Consider the following 18,792-nt stretch of genomic DNA (forward strand, 5'->3'; position numbering starts at 1 on the left):
CCCAGGGGGCTAGCGTGGCGGGGTGCACCCGACCGGCGACGACACGCAGCCCGCCACGCGCAGCCTCGGGCGCGGCAGCGTCGTACGCCTCGGGCTGCTGGCGGTGCTGGTCCTCCTGCTCCTGGTGGCCTGGGTGACCGGTCGGGTGCCCGAGGTCGACGCGCTGCGCGAGCGGGTGGAGGACGCCGGCGCCTGGGGTCCGTTCGTCTTCGTGGTGGGGTACGCCGCGCTCGCGCTGCTGCCCACGCCCAAGGGCTTGATGACGGCCCTGGGTGCAGTGCTCTTCGGCTTCGCCGTCGGCGCGGTGCTGGCATGGGCCGCCGCGATGCTGGCCGCGCTGGTCGCATTCGGGCTCAGCCGGTTGCTGGGACGTGCAGCCGTCGACCGGATCATCGGGGGTCGCCTCGACCGGGTCGACGCGCTGATGAGGGAGCACGGGCTGGTCGCGGTGGTGGCGGTGCGGCTGGTGCCGGTGCTGCCCTACACCGCGATCAACTACGCCGCGGGCCTGGTGCCGGTCGGCCTGGCGGCCTACCTGCTGGGCACCGCGGTCGGCATGGTGCCCGGCACCGTCGCCTACGCAGCGCTCGGTGCGTTCGGCACCAGCCCTGGGCGCCTCTCGGTCGGGCTCGCCGTCTTCGTCGCGCTGGCCGTCGTCGCGACGCTCGTCGGCCGACGGATGCTGCGGCGCGGCCCCACCGACGGCCCCATCGAGCGCTCCCAGGTCGGCTCGTGACCGAGCTGCTGGCCCTGGCCCTGACCCTGCTGGCCTACGCGATGGTGTCGTCGCGGCTGAGCCTGTCGCCGATCACCGCGCCGATGGTCTTCACGGGAGTCGGGCTGCTCGCCGGCGCCGCCGGCGTTGTCGACCTCGAGCTCGACGGCGAGGCCGTCACGCTCCTCGTCGAGGTCACCCTCACGCTGGTGCTCTTCACCGACGCCATCCGCATCGACCTGCGCGCGCTGCGGCGCGACCTGGGGCTGCCGGTGCGCCTGCTCGGTGTGGGTCTGCCGTTGACGATCCTGGCCGGCACCGCCGTGGGAGCCCTGCTGCTGCCGGGGCTGGGGCTGCTCGAGGCCGCGCTGCTCGCCGCCGTGCTGGCGCCCACCGATGCCGCGCTGGGTCAGGCCGTGGTCAGCGACCCCCGCCTGCCGGTGCGCATCCGGCAGGCGATCAACGTCGAGAGCGGGCTCAACGACGGCATCGCCCTGCCCGTGGTGACGGTGCTGCTGGCGGTCGTGGTGGCCGAGGAGGGCGCCCGTGCGACCGACGGGTGGTGGAGCCTGGCGCTGAGCCAGATCGGGTTCGGCGTCGGCATGGGCGTGGTCGCCGGGCTGGCCGGCGGGTGGCTGCTCGACCGGCGGGCCCGAGCCGGTGCCGTCGAGGGTGTCTACCGCCAGCTCGCGGCACTGGCCGTGGTGGCAGCGGCGTACGCCGGGGCGGTGCAGCTGGGCGGCAACGGCTTCATCGCCGCCTTCGTGGCCGGGCTGGCCTTCGGGCACGTGGCGCGCGCGCACTGCGAGCACGTGCAGGACTTCTCCGAGGACGAGGGCGAGCTGCTGACCGTCACCACGTTCCTGGTCTTCGGTGCGGTGCTGGTGGGGCCGGTGCTCGACGAGGTCACCTGGCGCACCGCGGCGTACGCCGTGTGCTCGCTGACCGTGGTGCGGGTGCTGCCCGTGCTGGTCGCCCTCCTGGGGTCGCGGACCCTGGTCGAGCCCCGGCTGTTCCTCGGCTGGTTCGGCCCGCGCGGCCTCGCCTCGATCCTGTTCGCCCTGATGGTCGTGGAGGAGGTGAGCGGCCCGGCGGGGCAGGAGGTCTTCGAGGTCGCGTGCCTGACGGTGCTGCTCAGCGTGGTGCTGCACGGGCTCAGCGCCTCGACCTGGTCGGGGCGGCTGGCGCGCCGGCTGGACCGGCTGGGTCGCGACCGCGCCGAGCACGGTGACGCCGCCGAGATGCCGACGAGGCGCCGGCTGGGTCGCTGAGACGCGCCGGGTCGGCGAGAGATATGCGCCGGGTGGGCGAGAGATATGCGCCGGGTGGGTGAGAGATGTGCGCCGGGTCAGGGCTGGACGAGGGCGGTCTCGGGCTGGAAGGCCACCCAGGAGAACCAGAAGGTGTCGAGGTGCACCACCGGGCGCAGCCGGCGCCCGGCGAGGGGGCCGTCGGTGGCGCGGCCGAAGGCGTTCCACGTCGAGCCGGTGGCGACGTCGACGACCCGGCCCGCGGCGTCGCGCTCGAAGGCCACCTCCTGCCCGTCGAGACGGGCGACGAAGGCGGCGACGGTGCCGATCTCGGCGCCCTCGTCGATCGCGGCGGCGCCGAGGGCCGAGCGCTGGCCCGGCAGGTGCCACAGGGTGACCGGGCGGTCGCCCACGTCGACGCGGACGACGCCGGCGGTCGCGAGCCGGCCGCGCTCCACGGCCACCGCGTCCGCACCGGTGCCGACCCCGACCACGCGGAACTTCGGGGGCAGCCGGTCGTCGGGCTCGCCGGGCAGCTCGAAGAGCGGGTCGGAACCCGGGTCGTCGTAGCCGACGTAGGGGTTGCGGCCGTAGTCGCGGTCGTGGCCCGTGTCGCGGCTCAGCACCAGCGCGCCGGGGTGCTCCTCGCGGAACTGCGACCACCCGACGGTGCCCATCGGGATGCTGCGCAGCGCGGTGCCGGTGCGCACCCCGACCGCCGCCACCCCGGTCAGCTGCGGCCACAGCGACTCGGTGGCCCGGTCGAACATCACCAGGTTGTCGGCGTAGAGCAGCCCGGAGACCCCGAACGTCGTCTCCTCGCCCTCGACGGTGCGCTCGAAGGCGACGCCGGAGTTGCACAGCGGGCAGTAGGTGACCGCGACCGGGACGCCGTCGACGACGTCGTTGGCGATCTCGTGCCAGGTCAGCACCCGCAGCGGGTAGGCGCGGGTCTCCTCGCCGACGGTGAGGCTGAGCACGGGCTCGTCGTCCTCGAGCCAGTCGACGTCGGCGACCTGCTCGTGCTGCGGGTCGTCGATCGCGGGGATGCCGTCGGGCGGGGGACCGCCGGAGAGCAGGTCCTCGAGGGGGAGCAGCGGCTCGGGGAACGCCGGGTCGCGCAGGTCGTCGAGCGCGGAGCCGCCGACCGCGCCCGCGGAGGCGCTCGGGTCGGCCCCGGTGGCCGGCGTCGCGGGATCGGGGTCGGAGCCGCAGGCGGCCAGCAGCAGGGCCCCGGTCAGGACCAGGGCCGGTACGCCGGCCGCCCGGGGCGTCATCGGCGCGCCTCCTGCGGGCGGGACGGACGAGCGGCCCGCGACCGGGCGCGCGAGACGAGGAGCCCGGCCACGACGAGCGCGCCGAGCAGCAGCGCCCACCCGCCGGGCCCGACCGCGGTCGCGACGTCGACGAGCGCCTGCTGCACCGCCGCGGCGGCCGCGATGACCGGGTCGTCGGCCGCGTCCGCGACGCTCCCGGCGTCGGCGCCGAGGACCCGCAGCTCCCACCAGCCGTAGTAGGCGACGTACGCGCCGGCCAGGAGGAGCACCAGCCCGGCCACCCGCGGCGCCCACGCCCCCGAGCGGCGCAGCCGCTGCACGGTGGTCGGCGAGGCCAGGGCGGTGGCCACGGCCAGGGTGCCGACCACCGCGCCCATGCCCGCGGCGTACGCCGCGAAGAGGACGACGCCCTCGAGGACCGAGTCGGTGCGGAAGCCGGCGACCACGACGGCCAGGAACGGCGCGACGGTGCACGACAGCGAGGCCACGGCGTAGCCGGCGCCGAAGCCGGCCATCGACCAGAACGAGCGGCGCAGCGGCGCCGGCCCGCGCGGGCGGCGCGAGAGCCGCAGCGACGGCAGCCGCAGCGAGCGACCGGCCAGCAGCCAGCCGCCGAGCAGCAGGAGGGTCAGCCCCAGCACCACGGTCACCCACGGCAGGTGCCGCTGCACCTGCCCGACCACCGGTGCCACCGCCAGCCCGAAGGCCAGGAAGACCCCCGAGAAGCCGAGGGTCATCGCACCGGTCAGCCCGAGCGCACGCAGCACCGCCCGGCCGCGGTCGGGGGAGTCGTCGCCCGCGACGAGCAGCGAGACGTACGCCGGCAGCAGGGCGAAGCCGCAGGGGTTGACGGCCGCCAGCATCCCGGCCCCGAGGGCGACGGCGAGCAGGCCCTCGGACACGGCCCTCGCCTCAGCCGGCCTGCTCGGCGACGAGCTCGTCGACCAGCTCGCCCAGCTCGGCCTCGTCGAGGTAGCCCTCGCCCCGCACCTCGCCGTCGGCGTCGAGCACGACGTAGGTGCTCTGGGCGGTGACGCCGAAGTGGCGCCACACGCTGCCGTCGACGTCGGAGAGGGAGGTGACCCCGGGGTCGACGTCGGCGGCGAACCCAGCGATGGCGTCGGCGTCGTCCTGCGCGCCCACCCCGACCAGCGCGACGTCGTCGCCGTGGGTCTGCGCGAGCGCGTTGACGCCCGAGACCTGGGCCCGGCAGGTGGGGCACCACGGCGCCCAGAACCACAGCACCGCCGGGCGCCCCGCCATCTCGGCGCCCGACCAGTCGGCACCGCCGACGGTGCGCGAGGAGACGTCGTACAGCGCCGGCAGGTCCTGCTGCTGCGACTCCTGGGGCTCCTGCGGCTGCGACTCGGCCTCGGCAGGGCTCGTGCCGGTCGTCGCCGCCACGTCGTCGGCGGAGGTGGTGCCGCAGCCGACGAGGGAGAGCGCGAGCAGGGGGCCCGCCCAGAGGCGGGCCGCCCGTCGTCGCGCGGTGGTGGTCATCGTCCCAGCGTAGGCCGGACCACCACACGGGGAGGCGTCAGAGCGCCGGGGCCTCGGGCACGTCGAGCTCGGTGTGCACGTGGTGGTTGAAGTAGTTCGTGAACAGGTTGAGCGTGACGTGCACCGACAGCTCGGTGAGCTGCTCGTCGCTCCAGCCGGCGTCGATGGCGTCCTGCCAGGCCGCGTCGCTGGTGTGGCCGACCTGCGCGGTGTAGTCGCGGGCCAGGCGCAGCAGCGCGTCGAGCTCGGCGTCGTCGGCCTTGCCGCGACGGATGTTGACCATCTCCTCGTCGCTGAAGCCGGCCGCCTTGCCCCCGCCGGTGTGCGCGGACTGGCAGTAGGTGCACTCGTCCTCGGCGCCGACGGCCAGGGCGATGGCCTCCCGGGTCTTCCCGTCGAGGGTCGCGTGCTCGGCGATGACGTCGCCGAGGGCGGCGTACGAGAGCAGCACGGCGGGGGAGTGCGCCATCCCGCCGTGGATGTTGAGGACCTTGCCGAACTTCGACTCCAGCTGCTTCAGCGCGTCGGTGCTGGCGGCGGGGGCGGAGTCGACGGTGTGGACGGGGATGCGGGGCACGGAGGCCTCCTGGGGTGTGCGGGGATCGTTCCTCGGACCCTGGGCCAACCTGCGTGGTGGTCCAGACATTCCCCGGACGCCGCGCCGCGCCGCACCGCGCGGTGCGGCTCAGGCTCCCGGTGCGCGCAGCAGCACCGCGGTGAACTGCTGGTTGGTGCCCCACGGTGTCAGGTGGTCCTCGCCGGCGGTGCCGTGCAGCTCGTAGCCGGGGAACTCGGCGGCCAGCTCGTCGTGGGTGTAGCGCACGATCGGCAGGCCGCTGCAGGTGGTCGGCCCGTCGGGGCCGAAGGTGGCGATCACGAACCAGCCGCCGGGCCGCAGGCAGCGTGCCAGCGAGGCGCGGTAGTCGTCGCGCTCGTCCTGCTCGGTCAGGAAGTGGAAGACCGCCCGGTCGTGCCACAGGGCGTACTGCCGGCCGGTGTCGAGGTCGAGCACGTCGGCGACGTCGAGGGTCAGGTGGCGGCCCAGGTCGCCCACCCGCTCGCGCACGGTGTCGAGCGCGGTGCGCGAGAGGTCGATGGCGGTGACGTCGGTGAAGCCGCGCTCCAGCAGGTGGTCGGCGAGCGTCGACCAGCCGGCGCCCACGTCGATGACCGGGTCGGCGGGGTCCACCCCGGTGTCGTCGACCAGTCCGAGCGACAGCCCCGGCACGGACTGCCACCACGAGACGCCGTCGACGTCCTTGCCGTCGTGCACGTGCTCCCAGTAGTCGCGCCGCGCATCGGCGTCCTCGGGCCGCCACATCTCCTCGGTGCCGCTGTCGCTGCTCATGGCAAGGAACGTACGCCCGCCCGGCCGGGCCGGCACCCGCGCGCGGCCGAACCTTTACCGACGCCGCGGCCTGCACTGTGACCGTCGTCACCTCACGCACGTAGGGTGAACAGGATGAGCCACTCGGACGCCGTCCTGACCACCGTGCTCCCGGAGCCGGGCCGGGACCACGTGTCCACGCCGGCCGGGCCGGTGGCACGCCTGATCGACGGGGGCGACCTCGACTGCGGCAGCGGGCTGCTGCTGCTGATCACGCGCAACATGCGCCGCCTCGACGACGGCGGGCACCTCGGCATCCGCAGCGCCGAGCGCAGCGTCACCGTCGACCTGCCGGCCTGGGCCGACCTGGTCGGGCACAGCGTCGAGGTCGCGCACGCCGAGTCCGAGCAGGGCCCGTGGTGGTTCGTGGTGGAGAAGTCCGGTGCGCCGGCCACCGTCTTCACCACCGGCAAGAGCACTCCCGTCGGCGAGCGGCTGTGGGTCTACACCAACTTCGACTGCAACCTGGCCTGCGACTACTGCTGCGCGCAGTCCTCGCCCAGGGCGGAGGCGCGGCGCTTCCCGGTGGAGACCGCCGAGGCGGCCTTCGAGGAGTTCGCCGCGATGGGCGGCAAGGAGGTCTTCCTGACCGGCGGCGAGCCGTTCATGCACCCCGAGCTCGACGGACTCGTCGAGGCTGCCGCCGGGCTCGAGCGCACCGTGCTGACGAACGCGATGATCCTGGGCCGCGGGCGGCGCCGCGAGATCCTCGAGGGCCTCGACCGCTCGGTCGCCCTGCAGGTCAGCCTGGACAGCGCCACCCCCGACCTGCACGACCGCCAGCGCGGCGCCGGCACGTGGGGCAAGGCCCTCGACGGGATCGAGCTCGCCTCCTCCCTCGGCTTCCGGGTCCGCATCGCCGCCACGCTGTACGACGAGGACCCCGCGGGCGTCGAGGCCCTGCACCGGCGGCTCGACCAGCTCGACATCGCCCCGGAGGACCGGGTGATCCGCCCGGTGGCCGCCGAGGGATTCGCCGACCAGGGGATCCACGTCTCGATCGACAACCTCGAGCCCGAGCCGACCCTGACCGTCGACGGCGCCTGGTGGCACCCGGTCGCGGTCACCAACCCGCACATGCGCATCGCCGACCACCCGCTGCCGGTCAGCGAGGTCATCGGGGTCATGCGCGACACCGTCGCGGTGCAGGACGCCGCGGCCGCCACCGGACGAGAGGTGTTCCGCTGTGCCTGACACGCTGCGCGCGCTGGTCGGCTGGGTGCTGGCCCCCGACACCGACGAGGTCCCCCGCCGCCAGGCGGTCGGGCTGGCGTTCCTGCGGGTGACCGTCGGCCTGATGTGGCTCTACAACGTGGCCTGGAAGGTGCCGGCCGACTTCGGCCGCGACTCCGGCAACGGGCTCTACAAGTTCACCGGCTTCGCCGTCGACCACCCGGTGCTGCCGCCGTACTCGTGGCTGGTCGAGAACCTGATCCTGCCCAACATCTCGGCGTTCGGCTGGCTGGTGCTGGCGGCCGAGACCGCGCTCGCGGTGCTGCTGGTCTCGGGCACCTACGTGCGCGCCGCGGCCCTGCTCGGGATCGCGCAGTCGGTGGCGATCGCCCTCTCGGTGGCCTACGCACCCGAGGAGTGGCCCTGGTCGTACTGGCTGATGATCGCCGCCCACGTGGCCCTGGTCGTCGGCTCCTCGGGCCGTGCCTTCTCGGTCGACGCGGTCCGCGCCCGGGTGGCCGTCCTCGCCGGGTTGCAGCGTGCGTGGGGCGCGCTGGCCGTCGTGGTCGGCCTCTTCAGCGTGATCGGCTCCCTCGACGACCCGCTGGCCTCCCGCGGCCCGGGCCTGCGCTCGGTGGACCTGTCGATCAGCCTCGGCGTCTACAACCTGCTCGGCGGGCTGGTCGTGCTGGTCGTGGGCGTCGGCCTGCTGGCCGCCGCGCAGGGCGTGCGCGTGGCCGCGCCCGCCGCCGCCGGCCTCGCAGTGGCCGCCGCCCTGCTGCTGCGGGTCCAGATCGGCTTCACCGACCCCTGGCTCGGCGGCAACGCCACCAGCGTCGCCGTGCTCGTCATCCTGGCCGTGGTCGCGCTCGCCGACCGCCTGCCCACGGGCCCCCGCCCGGGGGTCGCTCCCTCCGCCCCCACCGAAGGACGTCATCGATGAACCCCACCCGCCGCGCCCTGCTGGGCGGCACCGCCGGCCTGCTGCTCCTCACCGCCTGCGGCAACGACGCCGACGACGCCTCGGCAGCGGCGGGCACGGAGGGCTCGGCCCCCGTGCTGGGCATCTCCGCGATCCCCGACCAGGACCCCGAGCAGCTCAACCGGCTCTACGGGCTGGTCGCCGACGCCGTCGCCGACGCCACCGGCCTCGAGGTCTCCTACGAGGCCGTCACCGACTACACCGCCGTGGTGCGGGCCTTCGAGGTCGGCGACATCCACCTGGCCTGGATGGGCGGGCTGACCGGAGTCCAGGCCCGCAGCCGCGTCGAGGGCGCCCAGGCCATCGCCCAGCGCGACATCGACGCCGACTTCCACAGCCTCTTCATCGCCACCAAGGCCTCGGGCATCGAGCCCTTCGACGACACCGAGGGGCTCACCGCCCTCGAGGGGCACAGCCTGACCTTCGGCTCCGACACCTCCACGTCGGGCCGGCTGATGCCGCAGTACTTCATGGAGCAGGCCGGGCTCGAGGTCGCCGACCTCCAGGGCGAGCCGGGCTACAGCGGCTCTCATGACGCGACCATCGAGGCCGTCGCCAGCGGCAGCTACGAGGTGGGCGCGGTCAACGAGCAGGTCTGGGAGGCGACGGTCGAGGCCGGCGAGGTCGACCTCTCCGACGTGGTGGTGCTGTGGCGCACGCCGGGGTACGCCGACTACCACTGGCTGGTGCGCCCCGACCTCGACGAGACCTTCGGCGAGGGCACCACCGAGGCGATCGCGCAGATGCTCTACGACCTCGACCCCGCCGACCCCGACGACGCGGCCATCCTCGAGCTCTTCGGGGCCACCTCCTTCGTGCCGACCGAGAACGAGAACTACGACCAGATCGAGGCGGTCGCGAAGGACCTGGGGCTGCTGGCGTGAACGAGGCCGGGGCTGCGCCGGTCGTCAGGCTCACCGGGGTCTCGCGCACCTTCGGCGACCGGGCCGCCCTGGCCGGGATCGACCTCGACGTCCACCACGGCGAGCGGGTCGCTCTGCTGGGCTCCAGCGGTGCCGGCAAGAGCACCCTGCTGAGCCTGCTCAACGGATCGGTGCGGCCCAGCGAGGGCACCGTCGAGCTGCTCGGGCAGCGCCCCGACCAGCTGGGCCCCCGGCCGTTGCGCCGCCTGCGGGCCCGCATCGGCACCGTCCACCAGCGCCTCGACCTCGTCGAGCAGGTGCGGGTCGCCCACAACGTCAACGCCGGTCGCCTGGGCCGGATGAGCACGGCCACCGCGCTGCGCTCGCTCGTCTGGCCGGTCGGGATGTCCGAGGTCCGCGCGGTGCTGGAGCAGGTCGGCCTGGGCTGGGCCGTCCACGAGCGCACCGAGCGGCTCAGCGGCGGCGAGCGGCAGCGCGTCGCCATCGCGCGCCTGCTGCTGCAGCGTCCCGAGCTGGTGCTGGCCGACGAGCCGGTCTCGAGCCTCGACCCGGCCCGCGCCGCGGAGATCCTGCGGCTGCTGACCCAGGTCGGTGGGGCCACCGGCGCGGACGCACCCACGTTCGTGGTCAGCCTGCACCAGCCGGCGCTGGCCCGCGAGCACTGCACCCGGGCCATCGGCCTGCGCGAGGGCCGCGTCGCCTTCGACGTCGCGGCCGCCGACCTCGCCGACCACCACCTCGAGGACCTCTACGTCCTGACATGACCACCCTCGACCGACCCGCGACGCGCACCACGGCGCGGCGGGGCACCACCGGGCGGACCGTCTGGGGACGGCGCCTCCTGGCGCTCGCCGTGGTCGTCGTGCCGCTGCTGTGGGCCTCGGCGCGGACCCTGGGCGGGGGCGTCGACCTGGTCAACACCGGAGGGCTGGGCCTGGTCGACGACCTGCTCGGCAAGGCCCTCGACCCCGCTCTCGACGCCCAGTTCCTGGCGGTCGTGTGGCGAGCGCTGCTGGTGACCGTCGCCTTCGCCCTGCTGGGCACCGCCGGGGCGCTCGTGCTCGGTGCCGTGGGCGGGCTGGTGCTCAGCGACGTCGCCTGGGGTGAGCGCCCCGGCCGGTGGGTGGGCGTCGTGCGCGTGCCGTTGCGGGGGGTGCTCGTGGCCGCCCGCTCGATCCACGAGCTGGTGTGGGCGCTGCTGCTGGTCAGCGTGCTGGGCCTGGACCCGCTGGTGGCGGTGATCGCCATCGCGGTGCCCTTCGGTGCCCAGACCGCGAAGGTCTTCGCCGACACCCTCGACTTGACCACCCGGGGCCCGCTGGAGGCGCTGCGCGTCGCGGGGGCGCGCCCGGTGCCGGCGCTGGCCTACGGGCTGCTGCCCGGGGCGCTGCCGCTGCTGCTGTCCTACTCCTTCTACCGCCTCGAGTGCGCGATCCGCTCGGCGGTGATCCTGGGCGTCGTCGGCGTGGGCGGGCTGGGCCAGGAGCTCGTGGTGAGCCTGCAGTCGCGCAACTGGGACGAGGTCTGGACCCTCATCGGCGCCGTGCTGCTGCTCTCGGCGGTGGTCGACCTCTGGAGCACCCGGGTGCGCACCGGCCTGGCCGTGGCCAGCTGCTCGGACTGGTCCAGCGGGCGCACCGGCGCGACCGCGTCCGGCTCGCGGTGGGTGCGCTGGTCGGGGTGGGCGCTGCTGCCGATGCTCGTGGTCGCGTGGTGGTACGCCGACGTCTCCTGGGCCGGGCTCTTCTCCGAGCGCACCCGCGAGCTGTCGGTGCGCCTGGGCGACGACCTGCTGCCGCCGGCCCTGCCGCCGGGCGGCTGGGCGACGCTGAGCGCGGGCGTGCTCGACACCATCGCGATGGCAGTGCTCGCGATGGCCTTCGCGGTCGCGCTGACGCTGGCCATCGGCCCCCTGGCCTCGCGGCCGCGTCGCGACCAGGACGGCAGCGGCGCCGGGCCGCTGCGCTGGGCCGGGTGGGCCGTCGCACGGCTGCTCCTGCTGGTGCTGCGCTCGGTGCCGCCGACCGTGTGGGCGGTGGTCGCGCTGCTGGCCCTCTTCCCCGGCATCCTGCCCGGCGCCGTGGCGCTGGGCCTCTACACCGGCGGCATCCTGGGCCGCCTGGTCGCCGAGGCCTGGGAGTCGGTGCCGCTGCGCCCCCGCGCCGCGCTGCAGGACGTCGGGGTGCCGCGGCCGCTGGCGGGGCTCGCCGCGACCGTGCCGGCGGGCGTGCAGCCGCTGGTGACCTACACGCTCTACCGCTTCGAGATCTGCGTCCGCGACACCGCCATCGTCGGGGTGGTCGGCGCCGCCGGCCTCGGGCGGCTGCTCCAGGAGAACCTCAACGCGTTCCGCTTCCCGGCCGTCACCACCCTGCTGATCGCCTCCTTCGTCGTCTCGGTGGCCGCCGAGCTGGTGGGGCGCCGCATCCGCCGCGCCCTCGCCGCCTAGAGCCGCACGCGGCCCACACAGCGCTCGCCGGAGCCCTGGTGCTTCGCCTTGAACCGGAACGAGTCGGTGCCCTTGTGGTCGGCGGTGCGGCGTTCCACCTCGAAGGAACCGCTGGGCCCCTTGGTCCTGCTCTTGCCGCGGGCGACGACGGCGCCGTCGTGGCGCAGCACCCACCGCCAGGTCTGTCCCACCCGGTTGCTGTCGATCTCGGCCTCGACCTCGATCCGGCCGTCGTCCGGACCCGCCTTCATCTTCCAGTCGGTGGCGCCGGTGCACGAGCCTCGTCGCAGCACGTCGTCGTCGCCGGCCACCGCCGCGCCGGCGGCCGCCCCGGTCAGAGCCAGGCTGGTCACTGCGGCCACGAGGCCGCGTCTGGTTCGCGTCATGGGGGGCTCCTCAGCTCCCGGTGAGGCCGCGTGCCGGCCTCGAAGGGGGGCAGGGTGCGACCGCTGCGTCAACAACCGGTCAACGCCTCGAGGGCCGGTCCTCCGGGCCCCGGCGGGTGCTCGACGCGGCCCCTCGACCCCAAGGAATGCCCAAGGCCGGGGGAGCAGTCTCGTGCGCGGTGCACCGGGGACGCGGTGCCCGAGGGAGGGAATCAGCGATGACGGCGTTGACGAGACGCCAGGTCCTCGCCTACGGGGGGCTGGGGCTGGGCGTGGCAGCAGTGGGGACCGCGGTCCCCTTCGGTGAGGGTGTGAGCACCAAGGACTGGATCAGCACCTCGCGCAAACCAGCCAGGTTCGCGCGACGGCTGCCGATGCAGACTCCGCTGGTCCCCGTGCCCGCGAGCGACGAGGCGGGGGACTACCTGCTCTACGAGATCAGCGAGCAGGCCTACACCGGCCAGCTCCTCGACGACGGTGCTGGAGCGACCGGGCTCATGGGGTATGCACCGGTGGGGGCCACCCCGACCTTCACCGGTTCCCTCATCAAGGTCGACCAGCACACCCGGGTGCGGTTGCGGGTCCACAACGACCTGCCCCCGGTGCACCCCGACTTCGGCCACGCGATGGGCACGTCGGTGCACCTGCACGGCTCCGCGACCCTGCCGCAGTACGACGGCTACGCCGACGACGTCACCCAGCCCGGGCACTACAAGGACTACTGGTACCCGAACCACCAGGGCCCGCGCACGATCTGGTACCACGACCACGCCGTGCACAAGACGGCGCAGAACATCTACAGCGGGCTGATGGCGCAGTACCACATCCAGAACGACTGGGAGAAGGCGAACCTGCCGCAGGAGCGCTACGACGTGCCGCTCACGGTCCACGACGCGATCTTCGCCAAGGACGGGTCGCTGACGCACATGGACCGCGACCACTCGGGTCTCTACGGCGACGTGATCATGGTCAACGGGGTCCCGTGGCCCTACCACGAGGTGGAGCGTCGCTTCTACCGCTTCCGGATCCTGATGGGCACGCTGTCCCGGTCGATGACGCTGAGGTTCGTCAACAAGCGCACGAGGCGCACGCTGCCCACCTGGGTGGTCGCGACCGACGGCGGGCTCACGGTCCCGCAGCAGGTCACCAGCTGGCGCCACGCCAGCGCCGAGCGCTACGAGATGATGGTGGACCTCGGCTCCTGCCGGGTCGGTGACGTCGTGGAGCTGCTCAACTCCAGCAACAAGAACAACCGGGACTTCAAGCACACCGACAAGGTGATGCAGCTGCGCGTGACCTCCGAGCCCACGGACACCCGTTGGAACCAGGTCGTCACGCCTCCGCCCGAGGAGCTGCACCCGATCATGTCGGTGCCGGTCGAGGCGGCGCGCCGGACCCGCGACATCGACCTCGAGCGCGACGACGACACCAACGTCTTCCTGCTCAACGAGACGAGCTGGGAGGACGTGCAGGCCGCGAGGTGGAACCTCTTCCTCGACGAGCGCGGGGACCCCCCTCGCCCCGGGGACGTGGAGATCTGGCGGCTGGAGAACAAGTCCGGGGGGTGGTTCCACCCGATGCACATCCACCTCGTCGACTTCCGCATCATCGACCGCGACGGCGGCTCGGACCGGGTCCAGCCCTGGGAGAAGGGGCCCAAGGACGTCGTCTACGTGGGCGAGGGGGAGATCGTCGAGGTGCTGGTGCAGTACTCCGTGGCGCCCTCGCACTACCCCGACGGGCGCTCCACGGGGCCCGCCGGAGCCGGGGCCGAGCTCGGCGGGCGCTTCATGGTGCACTGCCACAACGCCTCGCACGAGGACCACGACATGATGGGGCAGTTCGTGCTCGCGGCCGCCGACGGCACGGTCCACCTGGGCGAGGACCACCCCAACCACCCGGTCCACGGCGCGCCGCCGGTGTGAGGCGGCCCGGGGCGCGTCCTGCGGGAGCGGCCCGGCGACCGGACCGCCGGGCCCCGGTCCTGGCGCACCGGCACGCCGTCGCCGCCGGGCTCCTGCTCCTGCTCGTGCTGCTCGTGGTCCGCGCGACCCTCGTGGTCCCGGTGCGGGTGTCGTCGGCCAGCATGATGCCCACCTTCGAGGCCGGCGACGTCATCCTGGTGTCGCGGCTGGCGCCGGACGTCGAGGACCTCGCCCGCGGCGACCTGGTCGTGTTCCGGGACCCCGGCGGCGGCCGGACGCTCAAGCGGGTGGTGGGTCTGCCCGGCGAGCGCGTCGCGATCCTGGACGGCGTGCTGCACGTCGACGGCGAGCCGCAGGAGGAGGTCTGGGTCACCGACCCCCTGGACGGCTACTACACCCGGGTGTGGACCGCCGGCGAGGGGGAGGTCGTGGTGCTCGGGGACAACCGCGGGAACTCGATCGACTCGCGCGACTACGGCCCGGTCACGGAGGAGGACCTGGTGGGCCGGGTGCTGGTGCGGCTCTGGCCGCCGGGGCCCGGCACCGGCTCCTGAGCGCCGTCGCGGTGCGCGCCCCGGAGCGCCTCCTCGGCCCCCACGAGCAGGAGCCACCCCGCGGCCGCGGCCACCACGAGGCCGGCGACGCGCTGGTCCCGCAGCGGGTCCGACCAGCCCAGCCGCAGCTCCAGGAACCAGTCGGCGGCCAGGAGGCCGTCGCCGACCAGCAGCCGGACGGCCAGCACGCCCAGACCGAGCGCGACCAGACCGACGGCACCGACCGCGTCGGCCGGCCTCCCTGCACCGGGCCCCGGGTCGAGCAGCGGCGCCAGCAGCGCGAGCCCGATCGCCAGCGCCAGGGCGGCGGCGACCAGTCGTCCTGCCGACGACAGCGAGGTCTCCAGGACGGGGCCGACCTGGACGAGCAGGACCGCCGCGCACGCGACCGACGCGCCGACCAGCGGGGCGGGTGACCGGGCCCGGCCCCGGGCGAGGGTCAGCGGACGACCGGCCAGCAGCAGGGTCGGCGCCACCACCAGGAGCACGACCAGGCTGCCGAGGTGCACGCTGAGCAGGACGGGCGCCCAGGCGGCGAGCCCGGAGCACAGCACCATGAAGACCACGAGCAGCCCCGCGACGAACGCGACGGTGCGCCGCGCGGGCCACCGGGACCCCGTGCTCGTCGAGGCCGACCGGGCCGCTGCGACGTACCAGACGAGGGCGGCCGCGAGCACCGTCACGACGAGGACGTCCGGCCGCGCCTGGGTCAGCACGCCGGTGGCCGAGAGCACGGGTGGGGTCGAGGACGCGGCGTGGTCGTCGACGCTCGGGGCGAGCGCGGCCGGTGGCGGTGTGCGCGAGAGCGCCACCGCCAACCCGGCCGCCGCCCCCATCCACACCAGCTCGGCCGACGCCAGGGCCGCGAAGGCGCCCGGCTCACCCCGCGCCAGGCGGGGCAGGGTGCGGCGCCGGTGCAGGTGGCCGGCCGCCCCGAGCACCCCGAGGACCCCGACCTTGGCCGCCACCACGGCGGCGTACCCGCTGAGCCAGTCGGGCCCGGGGGGTCCGAGCACCCCGGCCGCCGAGACCGCCCCGCCGCCGGCGAGGGCGAGGAAGGCCCCCAGGGCCAGCCTGCTGAAGCGCGGGGCGGCGACCGACAACTCCGCCGGGTCGCCGCGCAGGTGCAGCACCAGCGCCGCGAGGCCGCCCACCCAGAGCACAGCGGCCAGCACGTGGACGAGCAGGGCGCTGGTCGCCGCCTGCGAGCCCGGCTCGCCGCCGGCCACGTGACCCGTGAGCGGCATGGCCAGGGCGGCGCCCAGGGCGACCCCCAGCAGTCCTCGTCCCTCCCAGCGTCCGCGCGGGCGTCCCCCCGCCACCGCGAGCGCCGCGGCCAGGAGAGCGACCGAGGCGGCGGCCGAGACCTGCGGCGTGCCGACCACGCGCGACATGGTGGCGACGTCGAGGTCGCGCGGGGCGACCCCGCTGGCCTCGCTCGTCGTGAGGAACCACGTCACGGCGGCCGCCACCGACCAGCACGTCGCCGACGACCGGACGGCGCGCCCGACCGACCGGCCCGGCAGCAGCGCCACGGTGAGCAGCAGCGACCCGACGGTCGCGATCGCTGCCAGGTCGCTGGCCAGCCGGGCGAGCCGGACACCCCAGCCCACGAGGGGGCCCGGGTCGGACAACCCCGGCGGGACCTCCTCGGGGCCGCCGCCGGCCAGCACCATCGCCGCCACGGCGACCGCCACGCTCGTGCCGACCACGCCGGGCAGCACCGAGCGGTGGGTGGACGTGTCGCGGGGCCGGGCACGGGTGCTCATGCGCCCAGGCTGGGCGGGCGGCCTTGCGATCCGGTTGCGTCCGCAGCGGACCGGGCGCAGGACCCCGGGCCGGGACCCCGCGCAAGCAAAATCCAAGGTGCGGCCCCGATGCTGACGACTTCCCCCACTGAGACCGGCCTGGGCCGGAGAAGGAGCTGAGCACCATGGCCCCCACGCAACGATCTCGCACCTGGGTGGCCGGCTCGCTGGCCTGCCTGCTGGTGCTGACGCTCGGCACGAGCGCGCTCGCCGTCCCGGTCACGCCCACCGGGCCCGACGGCAGCCCACTGACCAGGTCCGGGCGCCTCGTCGAGGCCGGCCCCACGGCCGAGCACGGGTTCCCTGCCTGGTACCGCGACAGCAACGGCGTGCGTCTGGAGGCGTGCACGACCCTCGACGACCCGCTGTGCGCGACGCTCCCGGACGAGGTCCCGAACCCGGACGCCCCGGTGTCCTACCCCGACAACTTCCCGGGCGAGTTCTTCTACCAGCTGGCGGCGGCCTCGGTCACCGGGGACGGGGTCGACATGGGCGTCGGCCTCGACCTCGAGGGAGCCTGGGCCAACGAGGCGGTCGTGGACGGCGACCAGATGGTCTTCGGCCGGGTCCGCATCCGGGACCGGGCGATCGCGGACGGCCACTACCGGGTCACCCACCCCTACGGCGCCGACGAGTTCGACGTGGAGGGCGAGGGGATCAACTACACCGAGGACATCGGGACCACGCCGGGGGCCTTCGGGCAGGCGCTGGGCAGCCGGATCGGGCCGTTCCTGACCTGGGACCCCGACGTCGCCCCGGCCGCGCCCGAGGGCTACGTCGGCGACCCCGCGGTCGAGCACCCCGTGATCGGCAGCCCCTACGGCACCAACTACGTCTCGGTCGAGCGCCGGGACGAGTCGGGCGCCTGGGTGGAGCTGGCCCGCACCGACCTGTTCACGATCCAGGGCCGGCACGCGGTGAACTCCGGGGTCGAGGCCGACCACGCCACGTACACCGTCGGGGCCGACGGGACCGGCTTCGTCGACGTCTACGCGACCTCGGACGCCGGGCAGTCCCTGGCGGTCGAGGACAGCGGGCTCGGGTTCGTCGCCACCCGGATGGAGTCCGACGGCAGTCGCTACTTCGGCCGGTACGCCATCGACCAGTCGCCCGACGGGAAGTCCGTCACGGTCGCCAACGTCGGCGACCAGCCGGTCGCCCGCAAGGAGATCGGGCTCGTCGACGTGGTGACCATCTCCGCGGTCACCTACGACGCCGACGCGGACCTGCTCACGGTCTCCGCGACCTCCAGCGACCAGGACTCCACGCCCGCGGCCCTGACGGTGCTGGACCAGCCCGTGCAGGAGGGGACGGCCGTCATCGAGACGACGGCCCCGCCGCCCTCGGTCACCGTCACCTCAGACAAGGGCGGGGAGGCGAGCGCCCCCGTGACGGTGTCGGGGGCCGGGCTGGAGGCGGACGCCCCGGTGGCCGTCGGCACGGCGACCCCCGAGGTGGCGGCGCCGGCACAGCGGGTCACGCTCGACGCGACGTCGTCCACCGGCACGATCACCGGCTACGCCTGGCAGCAGGTGCCGGCCACGGGCGCGGACGGCGAGGTGCCGGTCACCGACGCCAACCGGGTGGAGCTCTCGGGGGCCGACCAGGCCGTCGCCACCTTCAACGCCCCGCAGGCCGCCGGCCCCCTCGCCTTCGAGCTGGTGGTCAGCGGGCCTGCGGGGACCAGCGCCCCGGCGGTCGTGACCGTCGAGGTCACGGGTACCGACCCCGAGGGACCGCCGGCCGCTCCCCAGGCCGACGCGGGGTCCGACCAGGAGGTCCGGCGCGGCGCAGGCGTGACGCTCGACGGGGGCGCCAGCACCCTCGTGGACGAGTACGCGTGGTCGCAGGTCAGCGGGCCCGAGATCAGCCTCAGCGGGGAGGACACCGCCACCCCCCGGTTCACCTTCCCGCTGATGGCCCTGCCCACGAACACCTCGGGCCCGAACCCGCAGTACGCGACGCAGGCGGACCCGGTCGTCCTGCGGCTGACCGTGACCGGCCAGGGCGGGCAGCAGTCCACCGACGAGGTGGTCGTCTCCCCGGCCGCGGAGACCCTGACGATCACCGCGGGCGAGTTCCGCAGCGGCAGGCAGTGGCGGGTCAGGGGCACCTCGTCCTTCCCCGTCGGGCACCGGGTGGCGGTGGTGCTGGGGGGCACCCTGACCGGCCGGACCCTGGGGTTCGCCGAGGTGGACACCCTCGGTGACTGGGACTTCCGGGGCGCAGGCACCGTGGCCCCGGGAGGCGAGAGCACCGTCAGCGCCGTCAGCACCATGGGCGGGTCGCACACCGGGTTCGCCTTCCGGTCCCGCTGACGTCCCGCCCACGACGAGGGCCGCACCCCGGGTGCGGCCCTCGTGCGTGCGCCCGTCGGGCCAGGGACGCCGTGACCGGGGACTAGCCACTTCTGGGGGAGGGGGCGCCCCCAGAAGTGGGGCTGTGGGAGCCGGCCGGCCTGCCGAGACTGGTGGGGCCCGGGGGCGATCGCACCCCGGCTGG

The 18,792-nt window shown here is 74.8% G+C and carries 17 protein-coding genes; 10 read left to right on the plus strand and 7 right to left on the minus strand.

The features are described from left to right. Window positions 1-22 precede the first annotated feature (22 nt). Window positions 23-736, plus strand: a complete 714-nt coding sequence (locus OCU29_RS11730) for a TVP38/TMEM64 family protein (RefSeq protein ID WP_179613779.1) — start codon at window positions 23-25, stop codon at window positions 734-736. Continuing rightward, the gene (locus OCU29_RS11735; protein ID WP_261820078.1) at window positions 733-1,986 is read left to right on the plus strand and encodes a sodium:proton antiporter; all 1,254 of its coding nucleotides are present in this window, start codon (window positions 733-735) and stop codon (window positions 1,984-1,986) included. The genes OCU29_RS11730 and OCU29_RS11735 overlap by 4 nt, the downstream gene beginning before the upstream one ends. Window positions 1,987-2,063: 77 nt before the next feature. On the opposite strand, the gene OCU29_RS11740 is transcribed toward OCU29_RS11735, so the two are convergent. From OCU29_RS11740 to OCU29_RS11760, 5 genes are all read right to left on the minus strand, one after another. After that, on the minus strand, window positions 2,064-3,242 hold the full coding sequence (locus OCU29_RS11740; protein WP_261820079.1) for a DUF3179 domain-containing protein: 1,179 nt from the start codon (window positions 3,240-3,242) through the stop codon (window positions 2,064-2,066). After that, window positions 3,239-4,144: a cytochrome c biogenesis CcdA family protein gene (locus OCU29_RS11745; protein WP_261820080.1), complete on the minus strand. Its 906-nt coding sequence runs from the start codon at window positions 4,142-4,144 to the stop codon at window positions 3,239-3,241. The genes OCU29_RS11740 and OCU29_RS11745 overlap by 4 nt, the downstream gene beginning before the upstream one ends. Window positions 4,145-4,154: 10 nt before the next feature. Further along, window positions 4,155-4,742 (minus strand): redoxin family protein, encoded by a 588-nt coding sequence (locus OCU29_RS11750; protein ID WP_179613776.1) that lies wholly within the window; start codon window positions 4,740-4,742, stop codon window positions 4,155-4,157. Window positions 4,743-4,779: 37 nt separating this feature from the next. Next, the gene (locus tag OCU29_RS11755; RefSeq protein WP_179613775.1) at window positions 4,780-5,319 is read right to left on the minus strand and encodes a carboxymuconolactone decarboxylase family protein; all 540 of its coding nucleotides are present in this window, start codon (window positions 5,317-5,319) and stop codon (window positions 4,780-4,782) included. A 108-nt stretch (window positions 5,320-5,427) separates the two neighbouring features. Then, a complete protein-coding gene (locus tag OCU29_RS11760; protein WP_261820081.1) occupies window positions 5,428-6,090 on the minus strand; it encodes a trans-aconitate 2-methyltransferase in 663 nt (220 codons plus the stop codon). Window positions 6,091-6,204: 114 nt separating this feature from the next. Here OCU29_RS11760 and OCU29_RS11765 point away from each other — a divergent pair, with 114 nt between their 5' ends. From OCU29_RS11765 to OCU29_RS11785, 5 genes are read left to right on the plus strand one after another with little or no spacing between them, the layout of a single operon-like run. Next, window positions 6,205-7,323 carry a radical SAM protein gene (locus OCU29_RS11765; protein WP_261820082.1) on the plus strand — a complete coding sequence of 373 codons (1,119 nt, stop codon included), beginning with the start codon at window positions 6,205-6,207 and terminating at the stop codon, window positions 7,321-7,323. Next, the gene (locus OCU29_RS11770) at window positions 7,316-8,245 is read left to right on the plus strand and encodes a DoxX family protein (protein ID WP_261820083.1); all 930 of its coding nucleotides are present in this window, start codon (window positions 7,316-7,318) and stop codon (window positions 8,243-8,245) included. The genes OCU29_RS11765 and OCU29_RS11770 overlap by 8 nt, the downstream gene beginning before the upstream one ends. Beyond that, the gene (locus OCU29_RS11775) at window positions 8,242-9,168 is read left to right on the plus strand and encodes a putative selenate ABC transporter substrate-binding protein (RefSeq protein WP_261820084.1); all 927 of its coding nucleotides are present in this window, start codon (window positions 8,242-8,244) and stop codon (window positions 9,166-9,168) included. The genes OCU29_RS11770 and OCU29_RS11775 overlap by 4 nt, the downstream gene beginning before the upstream one ends. After that, window positions 9,165-9,932 (plus strand): phosphonate ABC transporter ATP-binding protein, encoded by a 768-nt coding sequence (locus tag OCU29_RS11780; RefSeq protein WP_261820085.1) that lies wholly within the window; start codon window positions 9,165-9,167, stop codon window positions 9,930-9,932. Before OCU29_RS11775 ends, OCU29_RS11780 begins: the two co-directional genes overlap by 4 nt. Continuing rightward, window positions 9,929-11,617, plus strand: coding sequence for an ABC transporter permease (locus tag OCU29_RS11785; RefSeq protein ID WP_261820086.1), 1,689 nt, complete (start codon window positions 9,929-9,931; stop codon window positions 11,615-11,617). The genes OCU29_RS11780 and OCU29_RS11785 overlap by 4 nt, the downstream gene beginning before the upstream one ends. On the opposite strand, the gene OCU29_RS11790 is transcribed toward OCU29_RS11785, so the two are convergent. Then, window positions 11,614-12,003: a hypothetical protein gene (locus OCU29_RS11790; RefSeq protein WP_261820087.1), complete on the minus strand. Its 390-nt coding sequence runs from the start codon at window positions 12,001-12,003 to the stop codon at window positions 11,614-11,616. The two genes, OCU29_RS11785 and OCU29_RS11790, sit on opposite strands and share 4 nt — an antisense overlap. Window positions 12,004-12,314: 311 nt before the next feature. Between OCU29_RS11790 and OCU29_RS11795 the strand changes: the two genes are divergently transcribed. Beyond that, window positions 12,315-13,928, plus strand: a complete 1,614-nt coding sequence (locus tag OCU29_RS11795; RefSeq protein WP_261820088.1) for a multicopper oxidase family protein — start codon at window positions 12,315-12,317, stop codon at window positions 13,926-13,928. Then, window positions 13,925-14,482 (plus strand): signal peptidase I, encoded by a 558-nt coding sequence (gene lepB, locus OCU29_RS11800; RefSeq protein ID WP_261820089.1) that lies wholly within the window; start codon window positions 13,925-13,927, stop codon window positions 14,480-14,482. Before OCU29_RS11795 ends, lepB begins: the two co-directional genes overlap by 4 nt. Here lepB and OCU29_RS11805 read toward each other — a convergent pair. Beyond that, on the minus strand, window positions 14,401-16,251 hold the full coding sequence (locus OCU29_RS11805; RefSeq protein ID WP_261820090.1) for a copper resistance D family protein: 1,851 nt from the start codon (window positions 16,249-16,251) through the stop codon (window positions 14,401-14,403). The genes lepB and OCU29_RS11805 overlap by 82 nt on opposite strands. Before the next feature lie 164 nt (window positions 16,252-16,415). Here OCU29_RS11805 and OCU29_RS11810 point away from each other — a divergent pair, with 164 nt between their 5' ends. Beyond that, a complete protein-coding gene (locus OCU29_RS11810) occupies window positions 16,416-18,608 on the plus strand; it encodes a hypothetical protein (RefSeq protein ID WP_261820091.1) in 2,193 nt (730 codons plus the stop codon). Window positions 18,609-18,792: the final 184 nt, after the last annotated feature.

Source organism: Nocardioides sp. OK12 (assembly GCF_024341885.1).
In the GTDB taxonomy this organism is placed as follows: domain Bacteria; phylum Actinomycetota; class Actinomycetes; order Propionibacteriales; family Nocardioidaceae; genus Nocardioides; species Nocardioides marinisabuli.

Coding starts and splice junctions, on each gene's coding strand:
- OCU29_RS11810 (WP_261820091.1), top strand. CDS start 16,416: ATGGCCCCCACGCAACGATCTCGCACCTGGGTGGCCGGCTCGCTGGCC.
- OCU29_RS11790 (WP_261820087.1), bottom strand. CDS start 12,003: ATGACGCGAACCAGACGCGGCCTCGTGGCCGCAGTGACCAGCCTGGCT.
- OCU29_RS11775 (WP_261820084.1), top strand. CDS start 8,242: ATGAACCCCACCCGCCGCGCCCTGCTGGGCGGCACCGCCGGCCTGCTG.
- OCU29_RS11750 (WP_179613776.1), bottom strand. CDS start 4,742: ATGACCACCACCGCGCGACGACGGGCGGCCCGCCTCTGGGCGGGCCCC.
- OCU29_RS11760 (WP_261820081.1), bottom strand. CDS start 6,090: ATGAGCAGCGACAGCGGCACCGAGGAGATGTGGCGGCCCGAGGACGCC.
- OCU29_RS11740 (WP_261820079.1), bottom strand. CDS start 3,242: ATGACGCCCCGGGCGGCCGGCGTACCGGCCCTGGTCCTGACCGGGGCC.
- OCU29_RS11785 (WP_261820086.1), top strand. CDS start 9,929: ATGACCACCCTCGACCGACCCGCGACGCGCACCACGGCGCGGCGGGGC.
- OCU29_RS11765 (WP_261820082.1), top strand. CDS start 6,205: ATGAGCCACTCGGACGCCGTCCTGACCACCGTGCTCCCGGAGCCGGGC.
- OCU29_RS11805 (WP_261820090.1), bottom strand. CDS start 16,251: ATGAGCACCCGTGCCCGGCCCCGCGACACGTCCACCCACCGCTCGGTG.